The organism is Streptococcus sp. CCUG 71758 (assembly GCF_011714815.1).
GTDB lineage: Bacteria > Bacillota > Bacilli > Lactobacillales > Streptococcaceae > Streptococcus > Streptococcus halitosis.
On the sequence record NZ_RXXO01000001.1, the window covers coordinates 524,236 to 549,555 of the forward strand.

Here is a 25,320-nt window from a genome sequence, read left to right on the forward strand (position 1 = left end):
TTTTCTCCTTAAATATTAAGTATACATATTATATAAGAATTTATTTTGTTTTTCAAGAAAAGGAAGCTTGAATTTTACAATTCTGTCAGACATTTCATAGTCTATATGCTATAATAAAAGCAAAACACCTAGAAAAGGAAGTCTTATGATTAAACTACTAGCCTTGGATATGGACGGAACCCTCCTTAACGAAGCCAAGGAAATTCCACAAGCCCACATTACTGCCATTCACCAAGCCATTGAAAAAGGTGTCAAACTGGTTCTCTGTACAGGTCGCCCGCTTTTCGGTGTCCTCCCCTACTATAAAAAACTAGGACTTGACCTCCAGAACGAGTACGTCATCGTCAATAACGGTTGTTCAACCCACCAGACCAGTGACTGGGGGCTAGTTGACTGGCAAGAACTCAGTCCAACTGACATCGAATACCTCTATGACCTAGCTGAAAAAAGTGATGTTCAGTTGACTCTTTTTGATGAGGAACACTATTTTGTCCTCGGTGGTAAGCCTAATCAAATCGTTCAAAATGATGCCAAGCTTGTCTTTTCAGACCTGACTGAAATCTCCCTTGAGGAAGCTACCAGTGGTAAGTATCGCATGTTCCAAGGCATGTTTTTAGGAACAAAAGAGCAAACAGACGATTTTGAGCAGCGATTTGCTGAGGAACTCTGCCAACGATTTAGCGGAGTTCGTTCGCAGCCTGTCATTTATGAAGCTATGCCACTTGGAACGACAAAGGCTACTGCTCTTTCACGTCTAGCTCAGATTTTGAAGATTGATTCCTCAGAAATCATGGCCATAGGCGATGCTAATAACGATATCGAAATGCTTCAGTTTGCAGGACTTGGCATTGCTATGGGAAATGCCAGCGACCATGTCAAATCCCTTGCTAATGACGTTACAGCCAGCAATGAAGAAGAAGGCGTTGCGCGTGCGATTGAGAAGTATATTTTATAAAAAAGAAAAGCAAATAGACAGAAATTACTGCTATTTGCTTTTTTTGCTATTTAACCAAATAAGCAATCAAGGTTATAATCCATAGATGAGCTGGGTAGAAAATATAAAAGAAATATTTACTCCAACTGGTTTCTTTTCCTCGCTGTCCATTATAAAGTGCCATAAAAGGAAATACGGTGATAAAGAGCCAGTCAGAATTGTAAAGCATCATTTCCAGTGTTTGGTACCATGTGTCGTAGATTTGGATGGAAGTCACTAACAAGAAGGCCCACAGAAAGGCATATAGGAGATTTCGCAAGCCCTTGCGATTTCGACAAGAGTAACTAATCAAGAGAAATTGTAGCATGGTGATGCCACCCTCAGTAAAAAGACACCCGAAAATCAAGAGCCCAGCAAGCCCAATACGACGCCACAACTTCTCCTTTTTATCCAACTCTTTTCTGGGAAAACCAATCCAAAGCATGGTGACACCGATGGCCAAAGTCAAGAAAATATTATTAGTAACCATTACACCCTTAGAGGCAAACAGAGTATTGAGAAGGCTATTTCCAGCAAACATGATAAGCGCCCAAGACCAGAGGCGGATGAGGTAGTTTTTCAAATTTCGAGTATGGATGAAGCCTTCCATAGCCATATAGGCAAACCAAACTCCCACACAACGGGTCAAGGCGTGAAAGATACTTTCCCACAAAGGAGAAACGATTCCTGTAATATGCGGAATATGGTCTAGAACCATTACTGCCGCCATCAGATACTTCAACTGCGTTGCATTCCATTTTTTCATAATAAACCTCTTTCTTTTTGATCTACATAGAGTATAGCATACATTTCCGCGTATAATCGTACACCTATCTTACATTTAAAAAGCCTATCTTACATTTTTGTAAGACAGGCATGAATATCAAAAATTTATTATGAAAGTTACCTTCTAGTCCGTAATTCGTTGGTACATTTCTGGTCTTCTATCTCGAAACAGTCCCCAGTTGAGGCGTTCACTTGCTCCTTTGTCAAGGTCATAGGTCGCTAACAGAACAGCTTCACCTTGTCTTTCAGCTTTCTCTAGAATAGTTCCTGTTTCATCCGTCATAAAGGAGGAACCGTAGAAGTCAAGACTGGAACTCTGTCCGCCATTTTCCTCACTAGGAGTGACTTCCTCCACACCATAACGATTGGCTGCAATGACTGGGACAATATTAGCTGCTGCGTGCCCTTGCATAGTACGTTGCCAGTGACCACAACTGTCTGTATCCAAAATTGGCTCTGAACCGATAGCGGTTGGGTAAAAGAGCAATTCTGCCCCATTCAACGCAAGACAGCGCGCTGTTTCAGGGAACCATTGATCCCAACAGATGCCAATCCCAATCTTAGCGTAGCGAGTATCCCAGACCTTGAAACCAGTGTTACCAGGCGTGAAATAGAACTTTTCTTGATAATAATGGTCATCTGGTATGTGGGTCTTCCGATAAACACCCAGCACTTCTCCATCAGCATCAATGACGGCGATAGAATTATACAAGACATTGCCATCTTTTTCATAGAAACTAATCGGTAGAACAACCTGTAGTTCCTTAGCAATCACTTTAAAATGCTGAATGGCGGTATTTTCTGTCACTGACTGAGCATATTGGTAGTAGTTATACTGGCGTTCCTGACAGAAATAGGGGCGTTCAAACAACTCGGGTAAGAGGATGATTTGTGCGCCTTGTTCCGTAGCTTGACGTACTAGACGTTCCGCTGTTTGGATATTTGTTGCTACATCCTTAGCACATTGCATCTGGATTGCTGCAACTCTAACATTTCTCATCTTTTTCTCCTATTCTGGGATTTGTTGGGTGATACAGTGGATATTGCCACCACCTAATAGAATATCTCTGGCTGGAATTCCGACAACTTTACGGTCTGGGAAACACTTGCTGAGGATATCTAGGGCCACTTGGTCATTGACATCCTGAAATTGTGGCACTAAGACAGACTTGTTGGCAATATAAAAGTTTACATAGGAGGCCGCAAGACGTTCACCTGCATATCGCTCCTCTTCACCTTCTTCATAGATGTAGCCTGGCAGATCCTCTTCGGTTACAACTTGATGAAGCGCTGGGATTGGCAATTTATGAATGGTGAAGGGACGCCCTTTTGCATCTGTTTCTTTTTTTAAAAGCTCAAGGTCAGCTGCAGACATGGCATACTGAGGATCATTTTGATCATCTGTCCAAGCCAAGACAAGTTCTGCAGGACCAACGAAAGTGGCAACATTGTCAACGTGTTCATTGGTTTCGTCCTGATAAATACCATAAGGCAGCCAGATAACTTTTTCAGCGCCAAGATAGTTCAATAATCTTCTCTCTATTTCCTCTTTACTGAGATGAGGATTGCGACCAGCACTAAGTAAGCAACTTTCAGTCACAAGAATGGTTCCTTGACCGTCGCTGTGTATGGCTCCGCCTTCCAGTACAAAAGGTTTAGCATCGTAAACAGGCATTTCCAACGCCTCAGCAAAGCGACTGGCTACTTGGTCATCATCTTCATAATCTTGGTAGAGGCCATCGACTGCACCACCCCAGGCATTGAAAGACCAGTCTACTGCCAACTTTTCTCTTTTATCATTGACGAGAATGGTCGGACCCGTATCACGCGCCCATGCATCATTTGTCGGAATATCTAAATAAACAACCTTGTCTCCAAGATAAGATTGGGTTTCAGATAGATGGGCCTGATCCACCAAGAGATAGACTCTTTCCCCTTCTGCTATGTTTTTTATAATTTGGCTAAATGCTCTTTTGGCAGCCTTTCCTTGAAAGGGCCATGAACCTGGTCGAGTTGGCCATATCATGAGGGTGCCATGATGGGGCTCGTATTCTGCTGGCATGCGATAGCCTAATTTTTTGGGACTGTCCATCATGATAATCTCCCTTTAAAATCTTGATAGCCAAAGGATTTGACTAAGCTGCAGTCACCTTGCTCGTCCATAAGATAGAGACTTGGCAATCCAATACCATTAAAGGTATTGTTTTTGACAAATGAGTAAATAGCCATATCTTCAAAATAAAGTCTGTCTCCGATTTGAACTGGATTTTCAAAGCTATAATCACCAATCACATCGCCTGTCAGACAAGTATTGGAAGAAAGTCTATAGGTATGGGCTTTTTCCTGTGCCTCAAAGCCATTCCTCAAAGGTGGACGATAGGGCATTTCAAGTACATCTGGCATATGGCAGGTCGCGGAGGCATCTAAAACCAAGATCTCTATATCATTTTCTACAATATCCAATACTTCAGTTGCTAGATAACCCGCATTGAGCGCAATAGCTTCACCCGGCTCGATGTAGACTTCAAGATTGTAAGTTTCTCGAATTCTTTTAATCTCAGAAATCAGCAAATCCACATTGTAGTCTTCTCTCGTTATGTGGTGTCCTCCACCCATATTGAGCCATTTAACATGATGTAAATAGGTTCCAAACTGCTCTTCTACCGCTTTCAAGGTTGTCTCTAAATCATCTGCCCCTTGCTCGCAAAGGGTATGAAAGTGAAAGCCATCCACCAAGTCCAGCAAATCGCTCGGTATCTTGTCAAGAGTAACTCCAAAACGGGATCCAGGTGCACAAGGGTCATAGAGCGCGTGGTTACCCTGCGTTGAACATTGAGGATTGATACGCAAACCGACACTGATACCAGCCGCTCGACAACGAGCACCATGTTTACGCAATTGTCTCTCGGAGTTAAAAACGATATGGTCAGATATTTGCAGTAGCTCTTCCATATCTGATTCCTTGAAAGCTGGCGCAAAGACATGGACTTCTCCCGGGAATTCTTCTCTAGCAAGCTTCGCTTCATAGAGTCCACTAGCCGTCGTACCTGACAGATACTGACTAATCAAGGGATAGGTTTTATAGAGGGAATAAGCTTTCTGAGCTAGCAACACCTTACAACCGGCTTTTTCTTGGACTTCTTGTAGAATGCGACAATTCTCTTCTAATTTTCCTAAGTTAATGATATAAGAAGGTGTTGGTACTTGTTCTAACTTCATTAGTCCACCATTTGCGGGTTTTCTACCACAACCCAAGGCAAGCCGTACTCATTCAAAGCTTCCATGAATGGATCTGGATCCAATTCTTCAAGGTTGTAAACTCCAGGTTGTTTCCAAGTTCCGTTCATAACTAATTTTGTCCCAATCATAGCTGGAACTCCAGTAGTGTAAGAAATTGCCTGTGAACCAACTTCTGCGTAACATTTCTGATGGTCGCAAACATTGTAGATATAGATAGTCTTTTCAACGCCATCTTTGACACCTGTAAAGATACAGCCGATATTGGTTTTTCCAACTGTACGTGGGCCAAGGCTGGCTGGATCAGGAAGCAAGGCTTTTAAGAATTGAATCGGTACAATGTCTTGTCCATTAAAGTTAATAGCATCCGTACGAAGAAGACCAACGTTTTCCAAGCATTTCATATGCGTTAGATAAGATTGGCCAAAAGTCATAAAGAAACGAATGCGTTTAACACCTGGAATGTTTTTGGCAAGTGATTCGATTTCTTCATGGTGAAGGAGATACATGTCTTTCTGTCCAACTTGAGGGAAGTCATACTCACGCTTGATAGACATAGCTTCGACTTCGACCCATTTTCCATCTTCCCAGTAAGAACCTGGAGCAGAAACCTCGCGGAGATTGATTTCTGGGTTAAAGTTTGTTGCAAATGGATAACCGTGGTCACCACCATTACAGTCTAGAATATCGATATAGTGGATTTCATCAAAATAGTGTTTGAGGGCATATGCTGAAAAGACGCTGGTTACACCTGGGTCAAAGCCAGATCCAAGCAGAGCGGTCAAGCCTGCTTCTTTGAATTTTTCCTGATAAGCCCACTGCCATGAGTAGTCAAAGTAGGCTGTAAAACCAAGTTCCTTGCAACGTTTTTCGTAGATGGCACGCCACTCAGGATCTTCTGTATCCTCAGCCTCGTAGTTGGCAGTATCGATATAGTGGACTCCAGTTGCCAAACAAGCATCCATGATGGTCAAGTCTTGATATGGGAGTGCTACGTTCAAAACAGCTTCTGGCTTGTAACTTTCAATCAAAGCAATCACTTCTTCAACCTTATCAGCATCAAGAGCAGCTGTTTCAATCTTTGTACTTGTTTTACCTTCTAATCTAGCCTTCAAGTCATCACATTTTGACTTTGTACGGCTAGCAATCATAATTTCTGTAAAAGTTTCGCTATCTTGGCAAATCTTTGAAATAGCAACTTGGGCAACGCCCCCACATCCAATAACTAATAAACGACTCATTTTTTTCCTTCCTCTTCTTCTAAAATGTCCTCAACATACTTGGGCAACATAAAGGCCCCCACATGTAAGTTTGCAGTGTAGTATTCTGTGAAAAGCTGGCGTTTTTTCCAGCCTTCCTTGTCAAAATCTTTGATAGGGTGGTATTTTTTCGATGCAAATCCAAATAGCCAATAGCCAGCTGGACTGGTTGGGATATGGGCCTGATAGACTCGGCTGATTGGAAAGGCTTGATTGACCTTACGGTGCATGCTTCGGCAAGCTGACTCATCTTCGTCAAAAAAAGGACTACCATGCTGGTAAATCATGATACCATCTTCTTTAAGAGCGCGATAACTATTGCCGTAAAATTCCTTGGTAAAGAGCCCTTCCGTATGTCCAAATGGATCTGTCGCATCGTTGATGATAATATCGTAGTCATCTTCACAGTTTCGCAAAAAGCGAAGACCATTTTGGTAGTAAATGGTAACACGAGGATCATCTAGCCCTGCAGCAAAGTCTGGGAAATACTCACGACAGACTTCAACCAACATCTCATCCGGTTCCACAATATCGATTTGTTCCAGTTCAGGATAGAGTGTTAATACTTGGGCAACACCGCCGTCACCACCCCCAATAACCAATACTTTCTTTGGATTTGGATGGACAGCCATGGGTACGTGGACGGTCATTTCATTGTAAACAAAATCATCTGCATCTGAAAACAAGACATGGCCATTTAAGATTAATATTTTCCCAAAAGCTGGTGTATCTAATACCTCTATATCCTGCCATTCACTTTTTCCAGCGTAAAGTTGCTTGGCTGTTCTCAAGGACAATTTCACATCTGGAGTATGAACTTCAGAAAACCATAAATCCATCTAGTTCTCCTTTCTATCAATAACGTTGATGTGATTGACCTCTGGATCTTCCGTCCCTTGGAGGGAGCAACCACGTTCTTTGGCAAATAGGATATAATCCACAATTTCTCGTGTAATACGTTCACCTGGTGCTAGAATCGGGATCCCTGGAGGATAACACATGACAAATTCTCCACAGACTTGTCCGACTGATTCGTCTAAGGTCAAACTTTTTCTCTCTGAATAAAAGGCTTCTTGAGGAGAAAGGACCAACTCTGGTTGGATATATTCTCCAGCTATCAAGTCCTTTCCATCTCTTGAGTAGAGTCTCTTGATATCAGCCAAAGCACCGACCAAACGTTCGATATCTTGGATGCGGTCACCAATTGAAATGTATGCCAAGATATTACCAATATCACCAAATTCGATCTGAATGTCGTATTCATCTCGCAAGAGGTCATAAACCTCGATACCTGTTAGCCCAATTCCCTGAGTATAAACTGACAGCTTGGTCACGTCAAAATCACAGACCGATGCACCATCTATCAACTCTTTTGAGTAGGCATAGTAGCCACCGATAGCATTGATTTCACGACGAGCGTACTCGGATAGCTCAATGACTTTCTCAAAGGATTCTTTGCCTCGAAGAGCTAAGTTCCGACGCGAAATATCCAGACTAGCCATCAACAAGTAAGAGGCAGATGTAGACTGGGTCAGGTTGATAATCTGACGAACGTACTCAGGATTCATCTGCTCCCCGATAAGAAGGATGGAGCTCTGGGTCAAACTCCCACCAGACTTATGCATAGAAACCGCCGCCATATCCGCTCCAGCGTCCATAGCAGATAATGGCAATTTATCTGTAAAATGCAAATGCGCTCCATGGGCTTCATCCACTAAAACCAGCATGCCAGCTTCGTGAGCCATCTCTGTTAATCCTCTCAGATCCGAACAAATCCCATAGTAAGTAGGATTATTGATTAGGATAGCTTTAGCGTCTGGATGTTCCTTAATGGCCTGGGCAGCCCGGTCATTTTCAAGACCTAAAGCGATGCCGATTTTAGGATCCACACTCATCTCGATATAGATGGGAATGGCTCCACATAGAACCAACGCATTGATAGCAGATTTGTGGACATTTCGTGGCAGAATAATCTTATCTCCAGCCTTACAGGTGGAAAGAATCATGGTTTGAACTGATGAGGTTGTACCGCCAATCATGAGAAAGACATGGGCTGCACCAAAAGCATCCGCAGCTAATTCCTCCGCATCCCGAATAATCGAAATGGGGTGACCAAGATTATCCAATGGTTTCATCGAATTAACATCAATACCAACACATTTTTCCCCTAACAGTTCGACCAATTCTGGATTTCCCCGTCCACGCTTGTGACCCGGCACATCAAAGGGAACAATCCTTTTCTTGCGTAGTTTGACCAAGGCCTCGTAAATTGGGGCTTGGTTTTGATCTAACTTCTTCAAGACATACTCCTTCACCGTATTTTTAGCACCTCAAGAAGATAGAGGCGACTAAAGGTTGACTTATGAAAAAAGAGCAGGTCTTCACCTGCTCTGCAATCTTCTGACGTGTGTATTTTGGTTTCTGTTGAGTATGTCTGTTCCTGATGTTTCCTAACTCTCTAGTAGCAAATATTACGTACTTTATTGATCGTTTCACAAGATGACGTGTGCTTTCACCACACTAAAAATTTATGAATTAGGACAAACGTCCTAACATCAACTTATAAAAGTAGGCTTTTAACCCTATCAATAATGTGGCCTTTCAACCACGCTTCGGCATTCAACCCTGCCTGTCCGTAGGCATTTTTTACTCGGGTTTATATTTGCTAGAAAACATCATCTCATTTTCTAAGCCTTATAACTATACCATGTTTATAAGAGCTTGTAAAGGATTTTGTGAAACTTTTTTAAACAATTTCTTTTTTTGTTCGTGAAATATTACTCAACAATAAAAAGAAACCGTTTAAAATTGAAATCAAAAAACAAAAACAGGAACTAAATTGATTAGTTCCTTTGTTGAATCATAAGTATAGTCAGTTATTCAAAATCTTATCTACTTATCTCGTGCTACTTGAACAGCTAGTTCAAAATCAGTCATCATATAATTTTCATCTAGGCGGATGAGACCATAGTACTCATTCCAAAATAGCGAATCACTGTTGCTGGACCACTTTAATCCATACCATAGTTGAGTGACATCATTTGTATTTGATGGTGGAATTGACCATAGATGCTTCTTGAAAATTTCTTGAACAAGCGGAACATCTAGTCTAGTAGTCAAGTCAAGTTCATTTAATTTGAAAGTAATAGAATGTTTTTTCGCTGCCTCAATACTGTCCTTGTTAAATCGAACCTGAATAACCTTAGAATCTTCTATAGCCACATCATGGTCCTCAGCACCGTAAAAGGAAATACTGCCCAGTACTATGCCATCTTTTGCTAGGAGATAGGGAGCATAAGGAACAGCATTGCTATCAAGCCTGAAGCCTTTTTCGATGGTAACTGTTTTATCTCCAGGATACTTTTGGAAACTGCCATCTGTCAGGAGCTCTTCGTAGTCGCTACCACCATCGCCCTGTCTTACATAGATGTCAAAACCAGCATCCATCAGCTCACTGGCTTTAGTTTCTGCTAAAATGATTTTACTTTCATTAATTTGCAAAATTGGTGCTTGAGGTGGCAAACCAATCGTGAGATTAAACATGACTCCTACCAGAAAGACCATCAAAGTTATAAGGAGGGCAAGTAAAGACTTTCCAGTCCTTTTTCTTGCATTGAAAAGAGCCATTAGAGCAGGTAGGAGGATCATTTTGGCTAAAATAGAATTCCCCACACCACCTCTATTTAAGGTCTGAAAAGCAAAGACTCCTGCAATAGCAATCAGGGACAGGTAGACCAAAATCTCACCTAGACCCAGCTTTTCAGTTCGAGTCTGTTGGTTTACAGGCGTTTCGTACAATGACTGCCCATTCTCTTTCCTCTTTTTTAGAAAGAGATAAAAGCCCAGACCAAGTAGCAGATTAAAGATTGCAAAAACTATTAAAGTACCTATTATCGCCGTTCTAGCCATGGCTCTCTACTCCTTTATGTTCTCTCACAAATCTTATCTTTCTCTTTAGTACCCAATTCCCAATCAATAAAACCAGCAAGAAGAAGGGGCCGCCTTCTATCAGCACAATGGGTAAAGCCACTAGAGCAATCATCAAAAAACTAGCTTTCTTCTGACGCCAACTACCGCCCCATTCTCCGTTTATCAGTGACCCTAAATAGTCGATGTAGTCAGTAAACCAAGCCAATAAGGGATTTTGAATATCATTAGCCCTAAGGTAAATGAACAAAGCAGAATTTAGCAAAACATAAAGAATTCCAAGGACTAGAATAATCTTTTGACTAGTTCGAGTAGCCTCTAGAACGATTTTTTCTCTCTTCTCTGGTTTTATTTCCTTGAGACTTGGATTCTTACAAGAGAGTTTTTCAAATCTAAAGGCCAGAAATCGGTAGAGATAATACTTTTTTATATCATGCTTCATAAAACCTCCAATCTAGGAAGGATAATTATTTATAAATCATGGTTTAAATATCTAATTTCAAGGAATTGCCTTCCAAATAGACAGCTTTTGACTCAGTGATTTTGATTTTTTGACCTTCTGAAAAGCCAATGGTTTCACCATCCTTTAAGGTGACATCACTGCCTAAAACATACTGAAGAATAGACAGGAGGAAATAATATAAGTCATCGCTATTCATAGGAGACTCGATAATTTCAATCTCAGTTTTTCCAAACTCTTTCAAACCATAAGTGTAAATGCTGGTCTTATCTTTCTGATTGATAATCCCCATATAGATCCAGAGTTGAAGGGGAAGCATTTCTTCTTTCAAAAGGTCTGCCAGGTCTAGATAAAGATCTTTAGGCAAAAGCAATGTAGCAGAACCTTGATAAATACCAATAGCTGATTGACTAGTTTTTAGGATAGAGGCATTGACTTTAGTTAATAGGGAATAAGTTTCTACTGGCGAAAGATTGTCAGACAAAATAGAAACAATGGCGTGTTGTGTGTGCTCCTGTGTATCCTTCTCAACATCCTGCCAGAGGTAAGAATAGGCATACAATTCTTCAAATTCTTGACTTGGGATAGGCAAATCCATTAAAGCCAGCGCAACGAGAGCACCATCAATCACAAATGTTGCACTAGAATCATCCCCAGAAACTTCAGAAATTTCAAGCGCCCAGTGAGATTTCAATTCCTGAACGACCTGGTCTAAAGAATAGGCCTGCTTGCCTTTGAAGAGAGGCATGGACAAGTTCAGTTGTTTTTTCTTCTCTGACTTTTCTTTCTTACTTGTAAATAGATTTTTTAAAAAATTCACAGGACTTCTCCTTTTTCTCATATCAGTTGGAAAGCAAAGCTCTCTTACTCAAAGTAAGTCGCCATACCAAGTTTCCTCATCCTCAAAACCGTAAAATTTCTCATCAAGTAGCCAATTTCCATCCACCAATCTAAGTACAAACTGATGCTTCATTTCTAAAGCTTCTTGATAATGGGTGATGACTCTTGCTTCTTCAGCCTTTGTCATGATGAAATCTACAGAAAAATCATTCCTTTTAACATAGTTATACTCACTTGGGGAGCTATAAGAAATTCGAACTCCTCCTTCCAAGTAATTTTGAGTCACTCGTCCAGTTAGAAGTTGCATTTGCCTCTGAAAATAGTCATCCATAAGTTCATTCCACTTGGGATGAATTTGATTTGCTGGGATGCCAAGGCCTTCTTTTTCCTTATCCAGTGCTCTGTTACGCTCAAAAATCTCCTCTTCTAACAAGGTTAAACTTTTGAGTAAATCAAGCAAGGGTGGGATGATTATTTCCGCCATAGCTCGATAGTTTTCAGGGGTATTTTTATAGTTCACTCTCATGATTCCTCTCTTAACACTCCTGGATTAATTGCTTTACTTCTATGTCTGAAAGTTGTCCATCCATGTAGAGTTTCCTAAGTAAATCTTTATCTACGGTAATTTCATAATAGTCAGTCACAAACTCATGAAATCTCTCAAAGCTATCAAAAAGGTAAGAGAGCAACCATTCTCCGCCATCCTGATCTTGGTAAGTCTGTTGATGCGCGTGATCGTCATACCAGATAAAGAAGGTTGTTTCATCCTTTTGGTCTTTTGAATAAAGTGAGAGATACTTTTCATCCAGACCTTTATAAAATCCGTCTATGATGTCTTGATTCCACTCATCCGCAGCAAATTGACTCAAACTGCTTTCATGATCAAAGCCCTTTATAAGGATCATTTTATCAGTAAAGATCACATCTAGAGAATCACCAGAACCGTTGTCGATAAGGTAACGGATTCCGTAGCTTTCCTCAGTCTTAACGATCAATCGAAGCCAGGTCTTATTTGGATCTGTTCGATACTCTTCAATGACAAGCAAGGCATCTAAGCGCGTCTTTATCTTGTCCCAATCAATCTTTCTCATCTCTAAAAACCTCCATCTTATTCTTCGATTTATCAAGATCACAAGCTCTGTAACGAGCTGTTAGATAGCCTGAAAAGCTAATCTGAGGGATATTCCACTCATTAGGCAAATAAATCGAACAATCTACCTGGTCACCTAGAGGGGAACTTGCTGAGAAGACGTATCTTCCCAAATCCTCATTATTAGGATTTCTTTCAACTTGACCCAATCTGCTAGTATTGAACCAGTCTTTAAACAGTAACCAGATTTGCTCGGCATCTTCGTTTAATAGGGAGACTTTCAAGTTGTAGCTGATTCCGACTCTACATCTTTTTTTGAATCCTGACTCATCAGCCTTACAAACTTTTATCGATCCCTTATCATACTGCCAGTTATCACTATCTAATAGGGGAAATTGAACAGATAGATTGTCTTTAAATCCCTGCATAGTATCAAATAAATCTTTGGAGGCAGCTTCGAATAATTCTAGTTCTTCCATAGTCTTCTCTTTAATTTTCATAGCTAATCACATTTCGATTTAATCTGCATCAACCCAGATCTGGTATTTTTGACAATGTAGACATCTAAACAAATAACCACAGATAGGCCCGTCTTTGACCAAGTAGTCTTCTACCTCTTGATATTCTTCACACGCTTCATAGTCTGCCAAGACTTGCTCAGCGATTCCCAAATCTTTCAATTCTCGAGTTCCAACTGTACCCAAGTAAGCACAGTAATCTTGGCAACAAGAAAGCCAATATTCTCCCTGCCAACTAGAGTATCCTGGGGTCTGACAAAAAAGTAGCTGATTCTTTTCTGGATCCAATTCACCCTGCCACTCGGCATCTTGGATAAATTCTGCATCGAATTTTTTAGCTGCTTGACCATTTGCAATGCAAGTTGGGCAGAGATGTTCTACCTCTTCAATACTGTAGGGTCTAAGAGCATAATAAACATTGCTTTCTTTCCCACAAGATGGACAAACCTTAGCTTCTCCTTCAACAAATGAACCTGTAGCTAAGGGATCTGGATGATAGAGAAAATGTGGCAAAGACTGTAATAACTTCTGTCTTTGCTTCTTCTCTTCTTTTCTTAGGGGACGAGGAAGGGCATAACGATCACCATGACTCTGATTCATTTCTTGTAAACGGCTCAGTTTCTTTTTCTGTTTTCGATCTGGTTTATCTAAGATTTCGGTAAATAAGCTATAGGCACTAGTGTAGAGACCCAATTGTTCATAGAGGTCAACTAAGACTTTTTTAGCTTCTAAATCATCAGACTTAGCTAATTCATCAGCCAAATCATAGAGTGCCGCAACACTTGAAGGCTTTCCATCTTTAGCATGGTATTCCCTTGTCCGGGTGATATATTCTTGTAAATATGGATTCATCTGGCCGCCTTCCTAATGGATGACATAAAATCTTAACAAATAGTAACTAGGACATTTCCATTGAGCTCCAGAATCTTTTTGTAAAAGTCTTTCATTTTGACAAAGCAGGTTGAAATATCATCCTTTATTTCTTCCTCTTCCTCAAGATAATCCCAAATATTAGGATACAAATCGGCCTTCTTACAAGCTTCCATACTAAAGTCTTCCAAGGCTCTGTGCATGTCAAAACTTTCTAGAGCTTCTATGATTTCGGCTATCTTATTTTTTTCAGTATAGGCTATGTACTCAGACACTTCTTCTAAAGGAGTCACTCCTAAAACCGCTTCTCTCAAGGGATTGTCATCCAAAAATTCTGAACTACTAAATCCTGTCAAGACAAAGATCAAGGCATCCCACATTTTGTCAATATCTAGTAAGATATCATGACTATCAGCGGAATCCTCTGCAAAATCTAACAAGTCATCTTCTTGATTGGAAAGACCTTTTATTTGATCTAATTCATCGTCTGGTAAATATTGATAATTGGCAATCATTCCCATGATTTTACTCCTTTGAATCAGTTAGTATTATACGGATCTTTCTAGCTCTATTTCCCTAGAAAATGCTATAATGGAGCTAAGAAATTGTTTTATTGAATGTTAAATAGGGGGAAATAGTAATGTTCACTAGTATTGTTTTGGGTTTTTATGCTCTTTTCTTTCTATCCTTGTCCTTTACTATCTATCTCTATATCAGACTTGTAGTTGCGGTCAGACAAGGGAAAGATGTCCCAAAATGGATCTATAAACTCGGCCATGCCATTCAAGGTAGAATTCACGTTGACTATGAAGAAATCACAGATGCTAATGCCCTTAAAGAGATTCATTGGTTCTTGCTGATCTATTTAATCGTAAATCTACTGGTATTGGCTGGCTTCTACTATCGTGGCAATAGCTTTCCGCAAGCAATTTATGAATGTTTGAAAAAACAATTTTTTATCGTACTTGTTAGTATGGTTTTAAAAAGTATCGGCAAATTAATCGTATTAGCTATAAGAAAAAACTTTCAAAACAGTCATGCCTATGCATCAACCAACGCTTTTGTCGGGACAGCCTTTTTAACGAGTTATGTTTTTATGTTTTGCATGATGATGAGTGGTCTTCCAGCTCAACCTGTTCCAGTAACCATTCAAGATACCACTGTCATTATCGGGGAGACCAAGGCTTCCGAGCTTTTAGACCAAGGCTTTACCTTTGGAGATAAAGGCGCAGAGAGTTTCATCACCAATCCAAAAAACGACCATTTCTACTACGGCCAGCTTCTCGAAATCAAGCGTGAAGATCAGTCCTATGGTTTTATGATCCTTACTCCTACTGGCAAAGATACTGATCAACTCAAAAACTGTGTCATTACCTACTATAGAACGCCTAAGGATGCCCATCAATTGCAGGGGATTTCTATCAATCATGTCAGTTTAGCAAATCTCAAGCTCCAAGATTTTCAAACAAGAAAATTAATCGATATCTTTGAAGTCAATCCTGCTGATTACAATGTCGCTGAGACTGACTCAAACTACATCCTAACCATTCAAACGGCAGATTACGACCTCTGGAAAAGATACAGGATTGAAGCCAAGTTCAATTCAGATGGTTCCATAGATCGTTATGGTGTTAGAGCTCAACACAGTATGTGGGAATAAGATAGTATCATTTCAATACGAGCAAGTATAAGATTAAGTAAATGATTAAAAACTACTTAATCTTATGCTTGTTCATTTTTTCTTGGAAAATATCTGTAAGAATTTGTCGCAATTCTTGAGCTTCCTTTTCTGGAAGTTGACCTTCTTGTTTAGCAACAGCGTACAATTCCGGATATTCAAGAGAAATTCTCTTGACTGTACGTGTAATAGCATGTTTTCTAACAAAAAACGGAATCCGTTTAATCATATCTTGAGGAAGTAAGGCGATAATCTTATCGGCAGTTTCCTTATCGTTAAGCTTAGAGAAAGTTAGTCCCTCTTTAATCATTTCTTGTTCTTTTTCGGTAAAATCTTGTAATTCCATATATCTACTCCTTATCTTCAACAACTTGTTTTTGTATGAGAGCTATTCTAACTATTCATGAAAATGGTTTATCTAGATACTCCCGTGTATGTTTCCCTCTGTTAAAAAATTCTTATTCTTTCGGTTGAGAATATACTTCGATATGCTGACCTAGTACCTTGATTTCTACAGGTAGATTATCGGATTTGTCACCATCAACATCCGTTTCCAATTCACTATCTGAAGAGATTTTTATATGTCGAGCTTTCAGATACTCGATATTGTCATTTACGACAACATCCCCTTTTAATAAATCAGGGATAACTGACAATTTAGTAAGAATTGACGCATCTTTTAGAATCAAAATATTAGCATAACCATCCTTGTCTTCATCAAAGATTTTTTTGTCAGCGAAATAATTTGTGAGGAGAACTAAAACATGACTGGCTGGGCCAATGTAATTACCATTATCAGTCTCAACTTTAATGTTAAATGCTTGATCTGTAACCACAGACTTCATGGTATTAATCGCATAGGCGAGCATACCAAACTTTGTTTTATCTTCTATCCCAACGTTGTGGATAGCTTCTGGCAAAGAGCCAATACTAAAGATATAACCAAAATAATTTCCATTTGATTTTCCAATATCAATCTTGTTGGTAGAACTGAAATCAAGCTCGTCAATAGCACTATCAATATCCTGAGAGATTTCTAATAGTTTCGTAATGAGATTTCCAGTTCCCCCTGGGATAATCGCCAGTTTAGGAATATAGTCTTTCTCAGCAATACCAGAGATTACTTCATTGACAGTCCCATCTCCACCAAAAACAAGAACTGCATCATACTGCTCTCGAGCAGCTTCTTCTGCAAAGTTTGTTGCATCTTGCGCTTTTTCCGTAATTTTAATCTCTACATCATCAAAGTAGTCTCTAGCTTTATTCTCCAGCTTCACCTTATAATCCAGAGCTTTTTCACCTCCAGATGTTGGATTAATAATCACCATAATTTTATTCATTTATTGTTCTCCTGTCATTAGATTTTCTTACTTTAACTAACCATCTCAAGTTTGGTCCATATAAATTTTGATCGCTTGGTATTCCTGCTCTTTAGCATAGGCAAACACCTCTGAAGCTCTAATGTAATCAAAGATATTTTCCTCTAAATCTTCATCCCAGATCGATTCATGAAATATTTCATTCTCTTGACATGCTTCATAGAAAATATCGAGGTGAACCTGATAAAACTCTTCATCTTCATTTGAGGCTTGTCTTACTAAGGATAGTTGAAACATTGGCTTATCAGATATAGCTGTAAATGTCCCCGTTTCAAATAAAATCATCTCATCCTCAATGGGCTCACGACACAAGTCTTCAAAGATTGCTACCATTTCCTCTAAGGGCATCTTATCGGTGATTCTTTCTCTTAAAAATTCAAGTGATTGCTTCATATTTTTTCTCTTTCTAGATGGTTTTCGTTCTTAGAATAATCCTATTAAAAAATTGAATCCCTACACCTTTTATTATACTACATAAACAGAAAAAAGACCTAACCAACGGGCCCTTACCTTTATCTCAGTCTAGATCTTTTTGATAATCGGAAAAACCTCTGTAAGGACGTCTATCCCAAAATTAATTCCCTGTACTTGGTAGTGATAGATTGGGTCTAAGCAAAGTTTAAAACTCACAGATACAACTTTCATCTCACATTCTTTAGAAATTCTCACGATTAACTTCTTCAAAATAGTCATCCAGATGATGGTAGATTTGCATATCTTCTTCTGAACCATCTTTCAAAACTGCAAATACCTTCACTTTATCATCATTGACAAATACGAAATTATGTTCACCAAAATAAGCCTGATAACCCTTGTCAACTAAGGTCCAAAGTTCATCTTTTGTTAAACCAAAAATATCTTTTTTTACAAGATAGGTTTTCCCGATTTCCATTTTCATGATAGATATTTCTCCTTAAGAAGCTAGATAGTGCTAGATGTTTTCTCTTTACTGCTCAATCCGTCTACTAAAGCAGTAGCATACACTCACAAAGAACTTTGGTTGACTATTGAATATCTTACATCGCTTCTTTCACATATCCTTCGACATCTTCAATCTCTACAAACAACGGGTCTAAGTGACATAGGAAGTGCCAATCTTCGGTGTCGCGTTTTCTGTAGACAATCGCTTCACCGTCTTCACTTCCGAAAAAGCTTCTGTCGACTTCGTACCCTTTGCTTTCTAAGAAAGCTTTTGCCTTGCGGAAGTTTGCTTCTCTGACTTCGACGTAAGCTTTCACTTCATCGTTGTTAACGACATACGCGTCTACTTTTGTAGCTCCTTCGATCACTTTATCGTTTTTAAAGGATAGATTCGAAACCTCTTTCCAAATAATGTCCACATTTTCCTCAGAATTAAACGAAAACCTAGATAAAGGGACAATATTCCCGTTAAAGACAATCTCCATATAATCCGGTAGATTTTTTGAATTAAAATATTCCACTTCAAAACCATCTTCGTTTTCTAATGTATACCCAGGGATTCGAGTTACAAATTCCCGTCCTTCTTCTAAAGTCTCAAATAAGACTAAATCCTTTGAATAATTGTTTTGGTACAATTCTAATAGATACATCATTAATCCTTCCAATATTTGGATAGATGATAGTTTTTTAGCAAACTAATATATTTAACACGTGAGGATAGAGGTTCAAGCATTCTTTTTTACTAAATAGGATTGATTGCTAAAAATTTCACCGGCTTACCTCCTCTTATCTCATCCTCAATTATAACACGTTTCCACTCACATATCAGATATTTATTATTGGACCAAATAACCTTTTGAAATAGAAAACAAGCTCACCAATTCATCAAGTCTATATTTTTTATGAGATTCTTCTTGATGTTAGATAAAGGGCTTCGACTTGCAAATCTATGGTATTTGATTCTGCTAACTTGTATAGCAGTAATAACATGCATTTTACTAATGAATAAACAAAAATCTGAGTAAATAGCTGAATAAAGCAAAATGGATTAATTACACCATTAATTTAAAAGAAAAAAGTGACGAGTTTATTTGTTATCTCGTCGCTTTGCTGTTTTTCAGTGGTCAAGCTCATGACTTGGTTAAGTTTGTTTCTGCCTTTTCTTCTCAAAAGGTGATAACTCTTTACCCTAGTATTTGCTCAACTTCCTTAATCTTATTTTTCAGAGTTTAATACTGACTAATTAGTATCCGTTATGATATCGAAACTTCTTTCTCCCATCGTCTGAGCACATCTTTTAAAGGCTCATCTAGATAGGTATAGGCTTTGTCTTTAATCCAATCAGGTATACCATAAGCAGCTTCTGCAATACTTCCTGTGATGGCAGCAAGAGTATCACTATCCCCACCAATAGAGATAGCATTTCTGATAGCGTCCTCAAAGTCTGTACTTTCAAGAAAGGCAATGATAGCTTGAGGTACCGTATTCTGGCAAGTTTCATTGAAACGATAAGTAGGACGAATTTCATCTAGTGTTTGTGAAAGATTATATCCATACTCTTGTTCTATATGCTCCTTGATAAGTCTCTTACACTCTGTAGGATTATCGTTGATCGGTTTTCCATAGTCACCACTGTAACCTCCGAAGTAATAACGACACATAAAGATAGTATCAGACGTCGCCATAGCTCCTTTGACACCCTCTGGATGGTTATGAGTCACCTCTGCAGAAAGTCGTGCAACTGCTCTTCTGGACGGCCAGACTCCCGTTCGTGCACAGAAACTACAATCCATGGTCCAGGCACATGGAGAAACACGCATTGCTGAGCCATTTCCAAAGCTATTATAAGGTTCTCGATCGTCGCCATCAACCCAATTCCCAAATCTTGCACCGTAACCTGCATCGGGATACATCCTACCATATTTTTTCATGGCGTCAATAAAGTCATCCTTCTGACCGCCATTCATAATAGCTTCTGCAACAGCACAGGTCCTAACCGTATCATCAGTGAAAAAACAATTCTCACGAAATAATGGAAAGTCTTTCGTTTTAATATTGTCCCATTCGTAAACTGAACCCACAATGTCTCCAACAATTGCTCCTAGCATGGTATTCCTCCTTACAAACTATTGGTTGAGACTGACATTTCTACTTTTCATACTCGTCTATTCTATCAGCATATTCAGTCAAAAGTTTTTTTGAATAAACTTTTTCTTTCTTTGAGTCTCGAACTTCTTTCCAAAGAATAGAAGCTACTTTTAGTTTATTCGAGTAGTTACCACTATTTTCGTCTGCACAGAAATCCTTTAAAAACTGATTCCATTGACAAACCGAATGATCATACTTAGCATAATCTGAATTTCCATAATAAACTTTTAGCATATCTTGGATTGTAAAACTCAAATCATTTTCTCTTTTTACTTTTCTCCAAGCTGTAGCCATATCAGCAGTAAATTTAAAGGGCGAAACATCTGTTAAAGTTGAGAAATATTCTCTAAAGTATGCATTAAAGGAGAATCCACATTCAAGTAAGGGAGTATTTAAGGTAAGGACTTCGACTCGTTTCTTATTCCTTTTTATTGATGATTTTTTAATCAAATTACCCTTAAAGTACTGCTCAATAATATCATTCAGTTCTTGTTTTGTACCTCTATATTCAAGCCCTAATGACTTGCATATCTGTGAAAGTTCATCCCGATACCAATAGTATTTATTAAATTCATCAAAGGATGTGATTTTATCAAACTCAGGTCTGCTTTCTATCAATATAACACTCCTTAAAGTCAGTTTAGGTTTTCATCTCAAAATAATGGAGTTTTAGTTTCTTTATTTTGAGGATTAACTACGTTTCACTAACAAACTCACACACTCAGCGGTTCGGACTTACCGTATCATCTGTAAAAAAGCAGTCTTCCCGAAATAAATGAAAATCCTTCGTTTTGATATTGTTCCATTCGTAAACTGAACCTACAATATCTCCAATAATTGCTCCTAGCATGGTATTCCTCCTTATGGCATATCAGATTCGTTACACATTTCTAATGAGTCACTCTTTAAAAATGGCACCACCAAATCAATCCACTCATAAGGCAGGTAAGCTGATAAATAGCCGTGGTTATAGCCCTTTGCTTCATACAAAATTGTATTTGAATGTAGTTGATGAAATAATTTCGCTGATTCTTTCACACAGTTCAATTCTTTTTCACCATAAATATACAGAACCTGAGCCTTGCTAGCAGAAATCATATCTTTCAGCTTGTAACATCCCATATAGTTTTTGTAAATGGTCACCAATGTTTTGACAGGGGTCCTTGGCAAATCCTCCAAATAATAAGCTTTTATTTCCTCTGGATAAGCCAGTTTAGGATAGAGTTTGTTCATCATGCTTAACTGAAGTTTGCAAGAGAATTTATTGAACATCAGTTTACCAAATAGAGACACTAGAAAGATGCTGATTTTAGCTAACCTTGGTTGAGGAATACAGAGGCTTCCATCTATGATGGCCTTCTCTGCAATTTCACTGTCTAAAGACAAAAGCTCCATGGCAATTTGACCACCAAGTGAAACACCACCGATTGCAAACAATTTCCCACCACAGTTTGCTTTGATATAGTCTAGAATCTCCAAAGCAGAATCTTCAGTAGAAACATAATCAAGTTGATATTCCTCGCCGTGGCCATTCAAAGTGGGTAGAATTATACGATATTCTTCTGACAAGATTCGTGCTTGACGAAGATAATTCCACCAAGAACTTCCACCACCATGTATCAGTAAAATAGGAGGCAAATTCTTATCACCAAATTCATGGAATTTCATGTTTAAACTCCTTATTGTAGGACTTTCACTAGCTACACCCTTGTTTAATCAGCTCGTACAAGCAGTGACACCGCCTCAACATGTGGTGATCGCAAACTCCTATATTTAGAACGAAAGTGACTGAGTTGTTGTTTAAAATTAAACTTTAGAATGAAAATATTTTATAGTTAGCATTTTTCAAACTTTATAGCTGATAATTGTCACTCAATAAATTTACTTGCTAACTTGTAAACCTTTTGAATCTCTTTACTTTTAACGTCCCAACTATCAAGTTCTTCTTTGATCAACTCTGAAAATTTTTTGCTAATATCCCTCAAAGCATTACCAACTGATTTTCTAACATATTCACTAGAATCTTCTTTTAATGTTGCGATTCGTTTAATAGCTTCATCTGGATTATCCTTGAAATATGGTCTACTCGTCCATATTCTTAATCCCTCTGTTACTGCTCTCCTTGTATTAGGATTGGTATTTTTTAACCATTCATCAATCACTGGAAGTGCTTTTTCATATCCTATTTTTTTGCAAAATTCATCAAATGCTTTCGCCAATACTTCCTGAACTCTCCAATTATCATCTTTTGAAACTTTATCTCGCATAAATGCTAAAATATCATCTTGTTCTGATAAGTATCCAAAAAGAAATACACTGTACATTCTAACTTGATATACATTGGATTTAAAGGCTAGAAATGCTAATTCTTTGATATACGCAATATCGTTTGATTGATAGTCAGAAAGAGCTCTTTTTTCTTCTTCTTTAAATCCATTTTCTATTAAAGAGAATTCTTTTTCTAAATTTAAAATATATTCTTTCATGTAACTTCGGTTCCTCATAGAATTTTAAGTATTATTCTATACAAGTTTTTAACGCTTTTACCAGTAATTCTAAACACTTGACGTAACTTAATAAAATTAGAAATAAGAAAAACTTCGTATTTTGATTTATTAGATACTTACACACATAAAAAATGTTATGTATTAAACCAAACTGACAAATCCTCATCAGATACAAAATATTTCCAAGCAACTGTAAATCCATAGAGTTCCTTATATTTTTCAATCCATTCCGCATAATATGGAACTCCAACAGGTGTTTCAGAGACTTCCTGTTCTAGATAAGAATATGGATGAGCCACAATACCTAGATCAATATTATCGACTTGCCAATTATAACCCTCTTTATGCTCACCTCCTAAATTATCTATTAATCTAGAACTTCTTAAATCAATATCTGAGCAGATTGTCAACGATTTAAACTTTTCAAAATCAGAATTGAAGGGTTTTATGTAATAGGAAGCCTCCACATAGTATTCATCATCATTATTTGGATAATGTGCACCAATGGAAATTTTTATGGGGGAACCATTAAGTTCTAACCAAAAATTTCCGATTGGTGTTTTTAGGATATCATAAGCTTGCTTAGAATTCATCACTTCTTTAGCTTCTGATAAATCGCAGATTACTCCTTCACTTATTAAACTGTTGTTGGTTTCTATTATCTTTTCGTTTATAGTAGATAATTTTCGTTCTACTTTTTTTATTTTTTCAAGAGGGAACGGCGGTTTGTTGGCTTGTTTTTTGAAAACTTCAGTAACTTGTGCTTCTTTTAGATTAGAGTTGTTTCCAACAGGAACTTCTATCCAATCAAATTTCTCTATTGACTCATCAGAACAATAATAAACATATTCTTTGTCATTCGAAAAGAATCGAACATTACAAAAATTCAATTCTTTACATGGTTTCCATAACAACTCTGGTTCTAAAGGTCTTTTTTTAAAATAATGTGTTTCGTCCCTATCCCAAAAATCTTTATACATCCATATATTACAATAGGGGCAAAAATACTCATCATAATCGTCCAAATAACATTGATTTGCATGACAATTTAAACATACTAAGTCATCATCTATAAAACCATCTAATTTTACACCATTTATGCATAAAATATATTCATCTTCTACCTCTAAAACATCTGTTTCGATTGAATGATCAACAAAACTTAGCCATTCTTCAAGCGTAAATCCATATATGCTGTATAGCGTTACCTCAGACCATCTTTCTCTTAGTGACTTACCATCATATATTTTAGCATTAAAAAGTTCATCAGCCGTTCGAAATCTAGCACCATTAGGTAAGTCACATAAACCAGCCCAATATGGCAAGGGGTCATTTTCTGAATAACCAATAAAGCGAAACTCTGTTATAGGATCACTTTCAAACGAGAAGCAAGTTTCGTCTATATTCTTTCCAGCCTTAAATTCCTGAAGTAGATAATCTATATGTAAACTTTGAATGTCATTCCCAATTGAAGTTTTAGAGCTATAAGGAATACCCAATTTAAAATCAGTTACCTTAAATGAAAAATAGCCATCTAACAGATGAAAATGAAGGTAATTGTCTTCAAAGTATAGAGCATGAAGCCACCATTTAGATAATCCACCCATATCTTTCATGAGGAAATCACTAACACATTCACACTTTAAATCCCAAACTAGTGAAGAAGAGTTTGTAAAATCACTTGAGGCTTTATCCTCTTCAATTGTTAGATATAATAATTTCTTTTCACTATAGAAACTGAAAGAGCTAATGATACAGTCAGTGAAATTATTTACCTTTTTTAGATAATCCGAAAGCTCATTTACTTCGGTTAAATAATGTATTCTTTTAGTCCACATTATCTTCTCCTCTATTAAACTAGTGATAGGAGGATACATTTATTCCCATTTACTTCTTATCTTTAGAAACAAAAGCATCCCCACAGTGTTTTTAGAAATAGAATTCATCTCCAATAAGTTATTAAACCTAGTAAAAAATATGAGCAGTTACTCTAATACTTCCCCTCTAAACGAGAAAAGGTCTTACCTTCAAGGCATTTCTTATCCCTCTGTTACAAGGTTTTTACGCTTTTACCAGCAAAGCTACACACTCAGCGGTTCGGACTTACCGTATCATTTCGTCGATTCCCCTCCTCATTCTACGAGTCCTATCCCATGGGCGGAGCATCTACTTCTACTTCGCTGATACCTCAGCTCGTACAAGCAGTGATACTGCCTCAACATGTGGTGCTAGCAAGCATCTATATTATAGAACGAAAGTGATAGAGTTAATGTTTAAACTTAAACTTTAGAATGAAAATATTTTTTCTTTTCTTACCCTACAGTATCCGTACAAATTTTATAGGCTTCATCTCATAAAAACTTGTACCTTGCTAAATTCAACAAACTGAAGCTTGTTTGTCTCATTTAGCTTTCTTGGGTTTCTTTTCTGGCAGTTCCGCATACATACCTTTCAGTAGTTCAGTAATCAAATCCATATCCTCAAATCTGTCGAATGCATACATCAATGTCTTTGAACCCTCATACGGATAACGCAATTCTGAGTCTGCAAGAAGTTTGTCCGATGTCGGCGTTCTCTTTAAAAATAGTTCATTATCGCAAATGTCACCTATCAGCTTACCGTTAAAATATATAAGGTAGCCACCCATCATGGATCTTATGACAATATCACCTACTGCAGAAAAAATCTCACGAACAAATTCATTAAATTCATTCACTATGATTACCT

Annotated in this window: 29 protein-coding genes; 2 read left to right on the forward strand and 27 right to left on the reverse strand. The window is 38.1% G+C overall.

Features of this window, described 5'->3' with window-relative positions:
* Window positions 1–145 precede the first annotated feature (145 nt).
* Window positions 146–955: a Cof-type HAD-IIB family hydrolase gene (locus EKB01_RS02615; RefSeq protein ID WP_109290023.1), complete on the forward strand. Its 810-nt coding sequence runs from the start codon at window positions 146–148 to the stop codon at window positions 953–955.
* A gap of 46 nt (window positions 956–1,001) precedes the next feature.
* Here EKB01_RS02615 and EKB01_RS02620 read toward each other — a convergent pair whose 3' ends face one another.
* The 15 genes from EKB01_RS02620 to EKB01_RS02690 form a co-directional block, all read right to left on the reverse strand.
* On the reverse strand, window positions 1,002–1,739 hold the full coding sequence (locus tag EKB01_RS02620; RefSeq protein ID WP_167265597.1) for a TraX family protein: 738 nt from the start codon (window positions 1,737–1,739) through the stop codon (window positions 1,002–1,004).
* A gap of 144 nt (window positions 1,740–1,883) precedes the next feature.
* Window positions 1,884–2,759, reverse strand: coding sequence for an N-carbamoylputrescine amidase (gene aguB, locus EKB01_RS02625; RefSeq protein ID WP_109290021.1), 876 nt, complete (start codon window positions 2,757–2,759; stop codon window positions 1,884–1,886).
* 9 nt (window positions 2,760–2,768) lie between these two features.
* Entirely contained in the window at window positions 2,769–3,854 is a 1,086-nt protein-coding gene (aguA, locus tag EKB01_RS02630) for an agmatine deiminase (protein ID WP_109290020.1), read from the reverse strand.
* Window positions 3,851–4,978: a carboxynorspermidine decarboxylase gene (gene nspC, locus EKB01_RS02635; protein WP_167265599.1), complete on the reverse strand. Its 1,128-nt coding sequence runs from the start codon at window positions 4,976–4,978 to the stop codon at window positions 3,851–3,853. The genes aguA and nspC overlap by 4 nt, the downstream gene beginning before the upstream one ends.
* Complete coding sequence (locus EKB01_RS02640; protein WP_084939693.1) at window positions 4,978–6,237, reverse strand: saccharopine dehydrogenase family protein; 1,260 nt, start codon at window positions 6,235–6,237, stop codon at window positions 4,978–4,980. The genes nspC and EKB01_RS02640 overlap by 1 nt, the downstream gene beginning before the upstream one ends.
* Complete coding sequence (gene speE, locus EKB01_RS02645) at window positions 6,234–7,094, reverse strand: polyamine aminopropyltransferase (RefSeq protein WP_000366710.1); 861 nt, start codon at window positions 7,092–7,094, stop codon at window positions 6,234–6,236. Before speE ends, EKB01_RS02640 begins: the two co-directional genes overlap by 4 nt.
* Window positions 7,095–8,555, reverse strand: a complete 1,461-nt coding sequence (locus tag EKB01_RS02650; RefSeq protein ID WP_109290017.1) for an aminotransferase class I/II-fold pyridoxal phosphate-dependent enzyme — start codon at window positions 8,553–8,555, stop codon at window positions 7,095–7,097.
* A 592-nt stretch (window positions 8,556–9,147) separates the two neighbouring features.
* Window positions 9,148–10,164, reverse strand: a complete 1,017-nt coding sequence (locus EKB01_RS02655; protein ID WP_033585225.1) for a hypothetical protein — start codon at window positions 10,162–10,164, stop codon at window positions 9,148–9,150.
* Window positions 10,157–10,624, reverse strand: a complete 468-nt coding sequence (locus EKB01_RS02660; RefSeq protein ID WP_109290015.1) for a hypothetical protein — start codon at window positions 10,622–10,624, stop codon at window positions 10,157–10,159. The genes EKB01_RS02655 and EKB01_RS02660 overlap by 8 nt, the downstream gene beginning before the upstream one ends.
* A gap of 43 nt (window positions 10,625–10,667) precedes the next feature.
* Complete coding sequence (locus tag EKB01_RS02665) at window positions 10,668–11,462, reverse strand: DUF4261 domain-containing protein (protein WP_109290014.1); 795 nt, start codon at window positions 11,460–11,462, stop codon at window positions 10,668–10,670.
* Window positions 11,463–11,510: 48 nt separating this feature from the next.
* The gene (locus EKB01_RS02670) at window positions 11,511–12,008 is read right to left on the reverse strand and encodes a hypothetical protein (protein WP_033585221.1); all 498 of its coding nucleotides are present in this window, start codon (window positions 12,006–12,008) and stop codon (window positions 11,511–11,513) included.
* 10 nt (window positions 12,009–12,018) lie between these two features.
* A complete protein-coding gene (locus tag EKB01_RS02675) occupies window positions 12,019–12,573 on the reverse strand; it encodes a hypothetical protein (protein WP_109290013.1) in 555 nt (184 codons plus the stop codon).
* Window positions 12,560–13,072: a hypothetical protein gene (locus EKB01_RS02680; protein ID WP_208288047.1), complete on the reverse strand. Its 513-nt coding sequence runs from the start codon at window positions 13,070–13,072 to the stop codon at window positions 12,560–12,562. Before EKB01_RS02680 ends, EKB01_RS02675 begins: the two co-directional genes overlap by 14 nt.
* 18 nt (window positions 13,073–13,090) lie before the next feature.
* Entirely contained in the window at window positions 13,091–13,942 is an 852-nt protein-coding gene (locus tag EKB01_RS02685) for a CbrC family protein (protein ID WP_167265601.1), read from the reverse strand.
* Between the two features lie 32 nt (window positions 13,943–13,974).
* Complete coding sequence (locus tag EKB01_RS02690) at window positions 13,975–14,481, reverse strand: YfbM family protein (RefSeq protein WP_033606440.1); 507 nt, start codon at window positions 14,479–14,481, stop codon at window positions 13,975–13,977.
* A 119-nt stretch (window positions 14,482–14,600) separates the two neighbouring features.
* Between EKB01_RS02690 and EKB01_RS02695 the strand changes: the two genes are divergently transcribed.
* Window positions 14,601–15,620, forward strand: coding sequence for a hypothetical protein (locus tag EKB01_RS02695; protein ID WP_167265603.1), 1,020 nt, complete (start codon window positions 14,601–14,603; stop codon window positions 15,618–15,620).
* Window positions 15,621–15,672: 52 nt separating this feature from the next.
* Here the strand turns inward: EKB01_RS02695 and EKB01_RS02700 are convergent, their stop codons facing one another.
* The 12 genes from EKB01_RS02700 to EKB01_RS02760 all read right to left on the reverse strand — a co-directional run bounded on the left by EKB01_RS02700 (window position 15,673) and on the right by EKB01_RS02760 (window position 25,309).
* A complete protein-coding gene (locus tag EKB01_RS02700; protein WP_000422663.1) occupies window positions 15,673–15,984 on the reverse strand; it encodes a hypothetical protein in 312 nt (103 codons plus the stop codon).
* Window positions 15,985–16,096: 112 nt separating this feature from the next.
* The gene (locus tag EKB01_RS02705; protein WP_167265605.1) at window positions 16,097–16,978 is read right to left on the reverse strand and encodes a diacylglycerol kinase family protein; all 882 of its coding nucleotides are present in this window, start codon (window positions 16,976–16,978) and stop codon (window positions 16,097–16,099) included.
* Window positions 16,979–17,023: 45 nt separating this feature from the next.
* Window positions 17,024–17,410, reverse strand: coding sequence for a hypothetical protein (locus EKB01_RS02710; RefSeq protein WP_033585209.1), 387 nt, complete (start codon window positions 17,408–17,410; stop codon window positions 17,024–17,026).
* A gap of 262 nt (window positions 17,411–17,672) precedes the next feature.
* A complete protein-coding gene (locus tag EKB01_RS02715; protein ID WP_000781504.1) occupies window positions 17,673–17,915 on the reverse strand; it encodes a hypothetical protein in 243 nt (80 codons plus the stop codon).
* A 118-nt stretch (window positions 17,916–18,033) separates the two neighbouring features.
* Complete coding sequence (locus EKB01_RS02720) at window positions 18,034–18,588, reverse strand: hypothetical protein (protein WP_025169554.1); 555 nt, start codon at window positions 18,586–18,588, stop codon at window positions 18,034–18,036.
* A 603-nt stretch (window positions 18,589–19,191) separates the two neighbouring features.
* The gene (locus EKB01_RS02730; protein WP_167265607.1) at window positions 19,192–20,046 is read right to left on the reverse strand and encodes an ADP-ribosylglycohydrolase family protein; all 855 of its coding nucleotides are present in this window, start codon (window positions 20,044–20,046) and stop codon (window positions 19,192–19,194) included.
* A 40-nt stretch (window positions 20,047–20,086) separates the two neighbouring features.
* Window positions 20,087–20,704: an SAP domain-containing protein gene (locus tag EKB01_RS02735; RefSeq protein ID WP_109290006.1), complete on the reverse strand. Its 618-nt coding sequence runs from the start codon at window positions 20,702–20,704 to the stop codon at window positions 20,087–20,089.
* Window positions 20,705–20,807: 103 nt separating this feature from the next.
* Complete coding sequence (locus tag EKB01_RS02740) at window positions 20,808–20,936, reverse strand: ADP-ribosylglycohydrolase (protein ID WP_109290005.1); 129 nt, start codon at window positions 20,934–20,936, stop codon at window positions 20,808–20,810.
* Between the two features lie 11 nt (window positions 20,937–20,947).
* On the reverse strand, window positions 20,948–21,754 hold the full coding sequence (locus EKB01_RS02745) for an alpha/beta hydrolase (RefSeq protein WP_084851154.1): 807 nt from the start codon (window positions 21,752–21,754) through the stop codon (window positions 20,948–20,950).
* A gap of 200 nt (window positions 21,755–21,954) precedes the next feature.
* Window positions 21,955–22,572 carry a DNA alkylation repair protein gene (locus EKB01_RS02750; protein ID WP_167265609.1) on the reverse strand — a complete coding sequence of 206 codons (618 nt, stop codon included), beginning with the start codon at window positions 22,570–22,572 and terminating at the stop codon, window positions 21,955–21,957.
* 155 nt (window positions 22,573–22,727) lie between these two features.
* The gene (locus tag EKB01_RS02755) at window positions 22,728–24,431 is read right to left on the reverse strand and encodes a hypothetical protein (RefSeq protein ID WP_033585195.1); all 1,704 of its coding nucleotides are present in this window, start codon (window positions 24,429–24,431) and stop codon (window positions 22,728–22,730) included.
* A gap of 563 nt (window positions 24,432–24,994) precedes the next feature.
* Window positions 24,995–25,309 (reverse strand): TfoX/Sxy family protein, encoded by a 315-nt coding sequence (locus EKB01_RS02760; RefSeq protein ID WP_033585194.1) that lies wholly within the window; start codon window positions 25,307–25,309, stop codon window positions 24,995–24,997.
* Window positions 25,310–25,320 lie beyond the last annotated feature (11 nt).

Bases quoted from the DNA above. Each gene is read 5' to 3' on its own strand.
- EKB01_RS02615 (WP_109290023.1), top strand. From the start codon at position 146: ATGATTAAACTACTAGCCTTGGATATGGACGGAACCCTCCTTAACGAA.
- EKB01_RS02620 (WP_167265597.1), bottom strand. From the start codon at position 1,739: ATGAAAAAATGGAATGCAACGCAGTTGAAGTATCTGATGGCGGCAGTA.
- aguB (WP_109290021.1), bottom strand. From the start codon at position 2,759: ATGAGAAATGTTAGAGTTGCAGCAATCCAGATGCAATGTGCTAAGGAT.
- aguA (WP_109290020.1), bottom strand. From the start codon at position 3,854: ATGATGGACAGTCCCAAAAAATTAGGCTATCGCATGCCAGCAGAATAC.
- nspC (WP_167265599.1), bottom strand. From the start codon at position 4,978: ATGAAGTTAGAACAAGTACCAACACCTTCTTATATCATTAACTTAGGA.
- EKB01_RS02640 (WP_084939693.1), bottom strand. From the start codon at position 6,237: ATGAGTCGTTTATTAGTTATTGGATGTGGGGGCGTTGCCCAAGTTGCT.
- speE (WP_000366710.1), bottom strand. From the start codon at position 7,094: ATGGATTTATGGTTTTCTGAAGTTCATACTCCAGATGTGAAATTGTCC.
- EKB01_RS02655 (WP_033585225.1), bottom strand. From the start codon at position 10,164: ATGGCTAGAACGGCGATAATAGGTACTTTAATAGTTTTTGCAATCTTT.
- EKB01_RS02660 (WP_109290015.1), bottom strand. From the start codon at position 10,624: ATGAAGCATGATATAAAAAAGTATTATCTCTACCGATTTCTGGCCTTT.
- EKB01_RS02670 (WP_033585221.1), bottom strand. From the start codon at position 12,008: ATGAGAGTGAACTATAAAAATACCCCTGAAAACTATCGAGCTATGGCG.
- EKB01_RS02675 (WP_109290013.1), bottom strand. From the start codon at position 12,573: ATGAGAAAGATTGATTGGGACAAGATAAAGACGCGCTTAGATGCCTTG.
- EKB01_RS02680 (WP_208288047.1), bottom strand. From the start codon at position 13,072: ATGAAAATTAAAGAGAAGACTATGGAAGAACTAGAATTATTCGAAGCT.
- EKB01_RS02685 (WP_167265601.1), bottom strand. From the start codon at position 13,942: ATGAATCCATATTTACAAGAATATATCACCCGGACAAGGGAATACCAT.
- EKB01_RS02690 (WP_033606440.1), bottom strand. From the start codon at position 14,481: ATGGGAATGATTGCCAATTATCAATATTTACCAGACGATGAATTAGAT.
- EKB01_RS02695 (WP_167265603.1), top strand. From the start codon at position 14,601: ATGTTCACTAGTATTGTTTTGGGTTTTTATGCTCTTTTCTTTCTATCC.
- EKB01_RS02700 (WP_000422663.1), bottom strand. From the start codon at position 15,984: ATGGAATTACAAGATTTTACCGAAAAAGAACAAGAAATGATTAAAGAG.
- EKB01_RS02705 (WP_167265605.1), bottom strand. From the start codon at position 16,978: ATGAATAAAATTATGGTGATTATTAATCCAACATCTGGAGGTGAAAAA.
- EKB01_RS02710 (WP_033585209.1), bottom strand. From the start codon at position 17,410: ATGAAGCAATCACTTGAATTTTTAAGAGAAAGAATCACCGATAAGATG.
- EKB01_RS02715 (WP_000781504.1), bottom strand. From the start codon at position 17,915: ATGAAAATGGAAATCGGGAAAACCTATCTTGTAAAAAAAGATATTTTT.
- EKB01_RS02720 (WP_025169554.1), bottom strand. From the start codon at position 18,588: ATGTATCTATTAGAATTGTACCAAAACAATTATTCAAAGGATTTAGTC.
- EKB01_RS02730 (WP_167265607.1), bottom strand. From the start codon at position 20,046: ATGCTAGGAGCAATTGTTGGAGACATTGTGGGTTCAGTTTACGAATGG.
- EKB01_RS02740 (WP_109290005.1), bottom strand. From the start codon at position 20,936: ATGCTAGGAGCAATTATTGGAGATATTGTAGGTTCAGTTTACGAATGG.
- EKB01_RS02745 (WP_084851154.1), bottom strand. From the start codon at position 21,754: ATGAAATTCCATGAATTTGGTGATAAGAATTTGCCTCCTATTTTACTG.
- EKB01_RS02750 (WP_167265609.1), bottom strand. From the start codon at position 22,572: ATGAAAGAATATATTTTAAATTTAGAAAAAGAATTCTCTTTAATAGAA.
- EKB01_RS02755 (WP_033585195.1), bottom strand. From the start codon at position 24,431: ATGTGGACTAAAAGAATACATTATTTAACCGAAGTAAATGAGCTTTCG.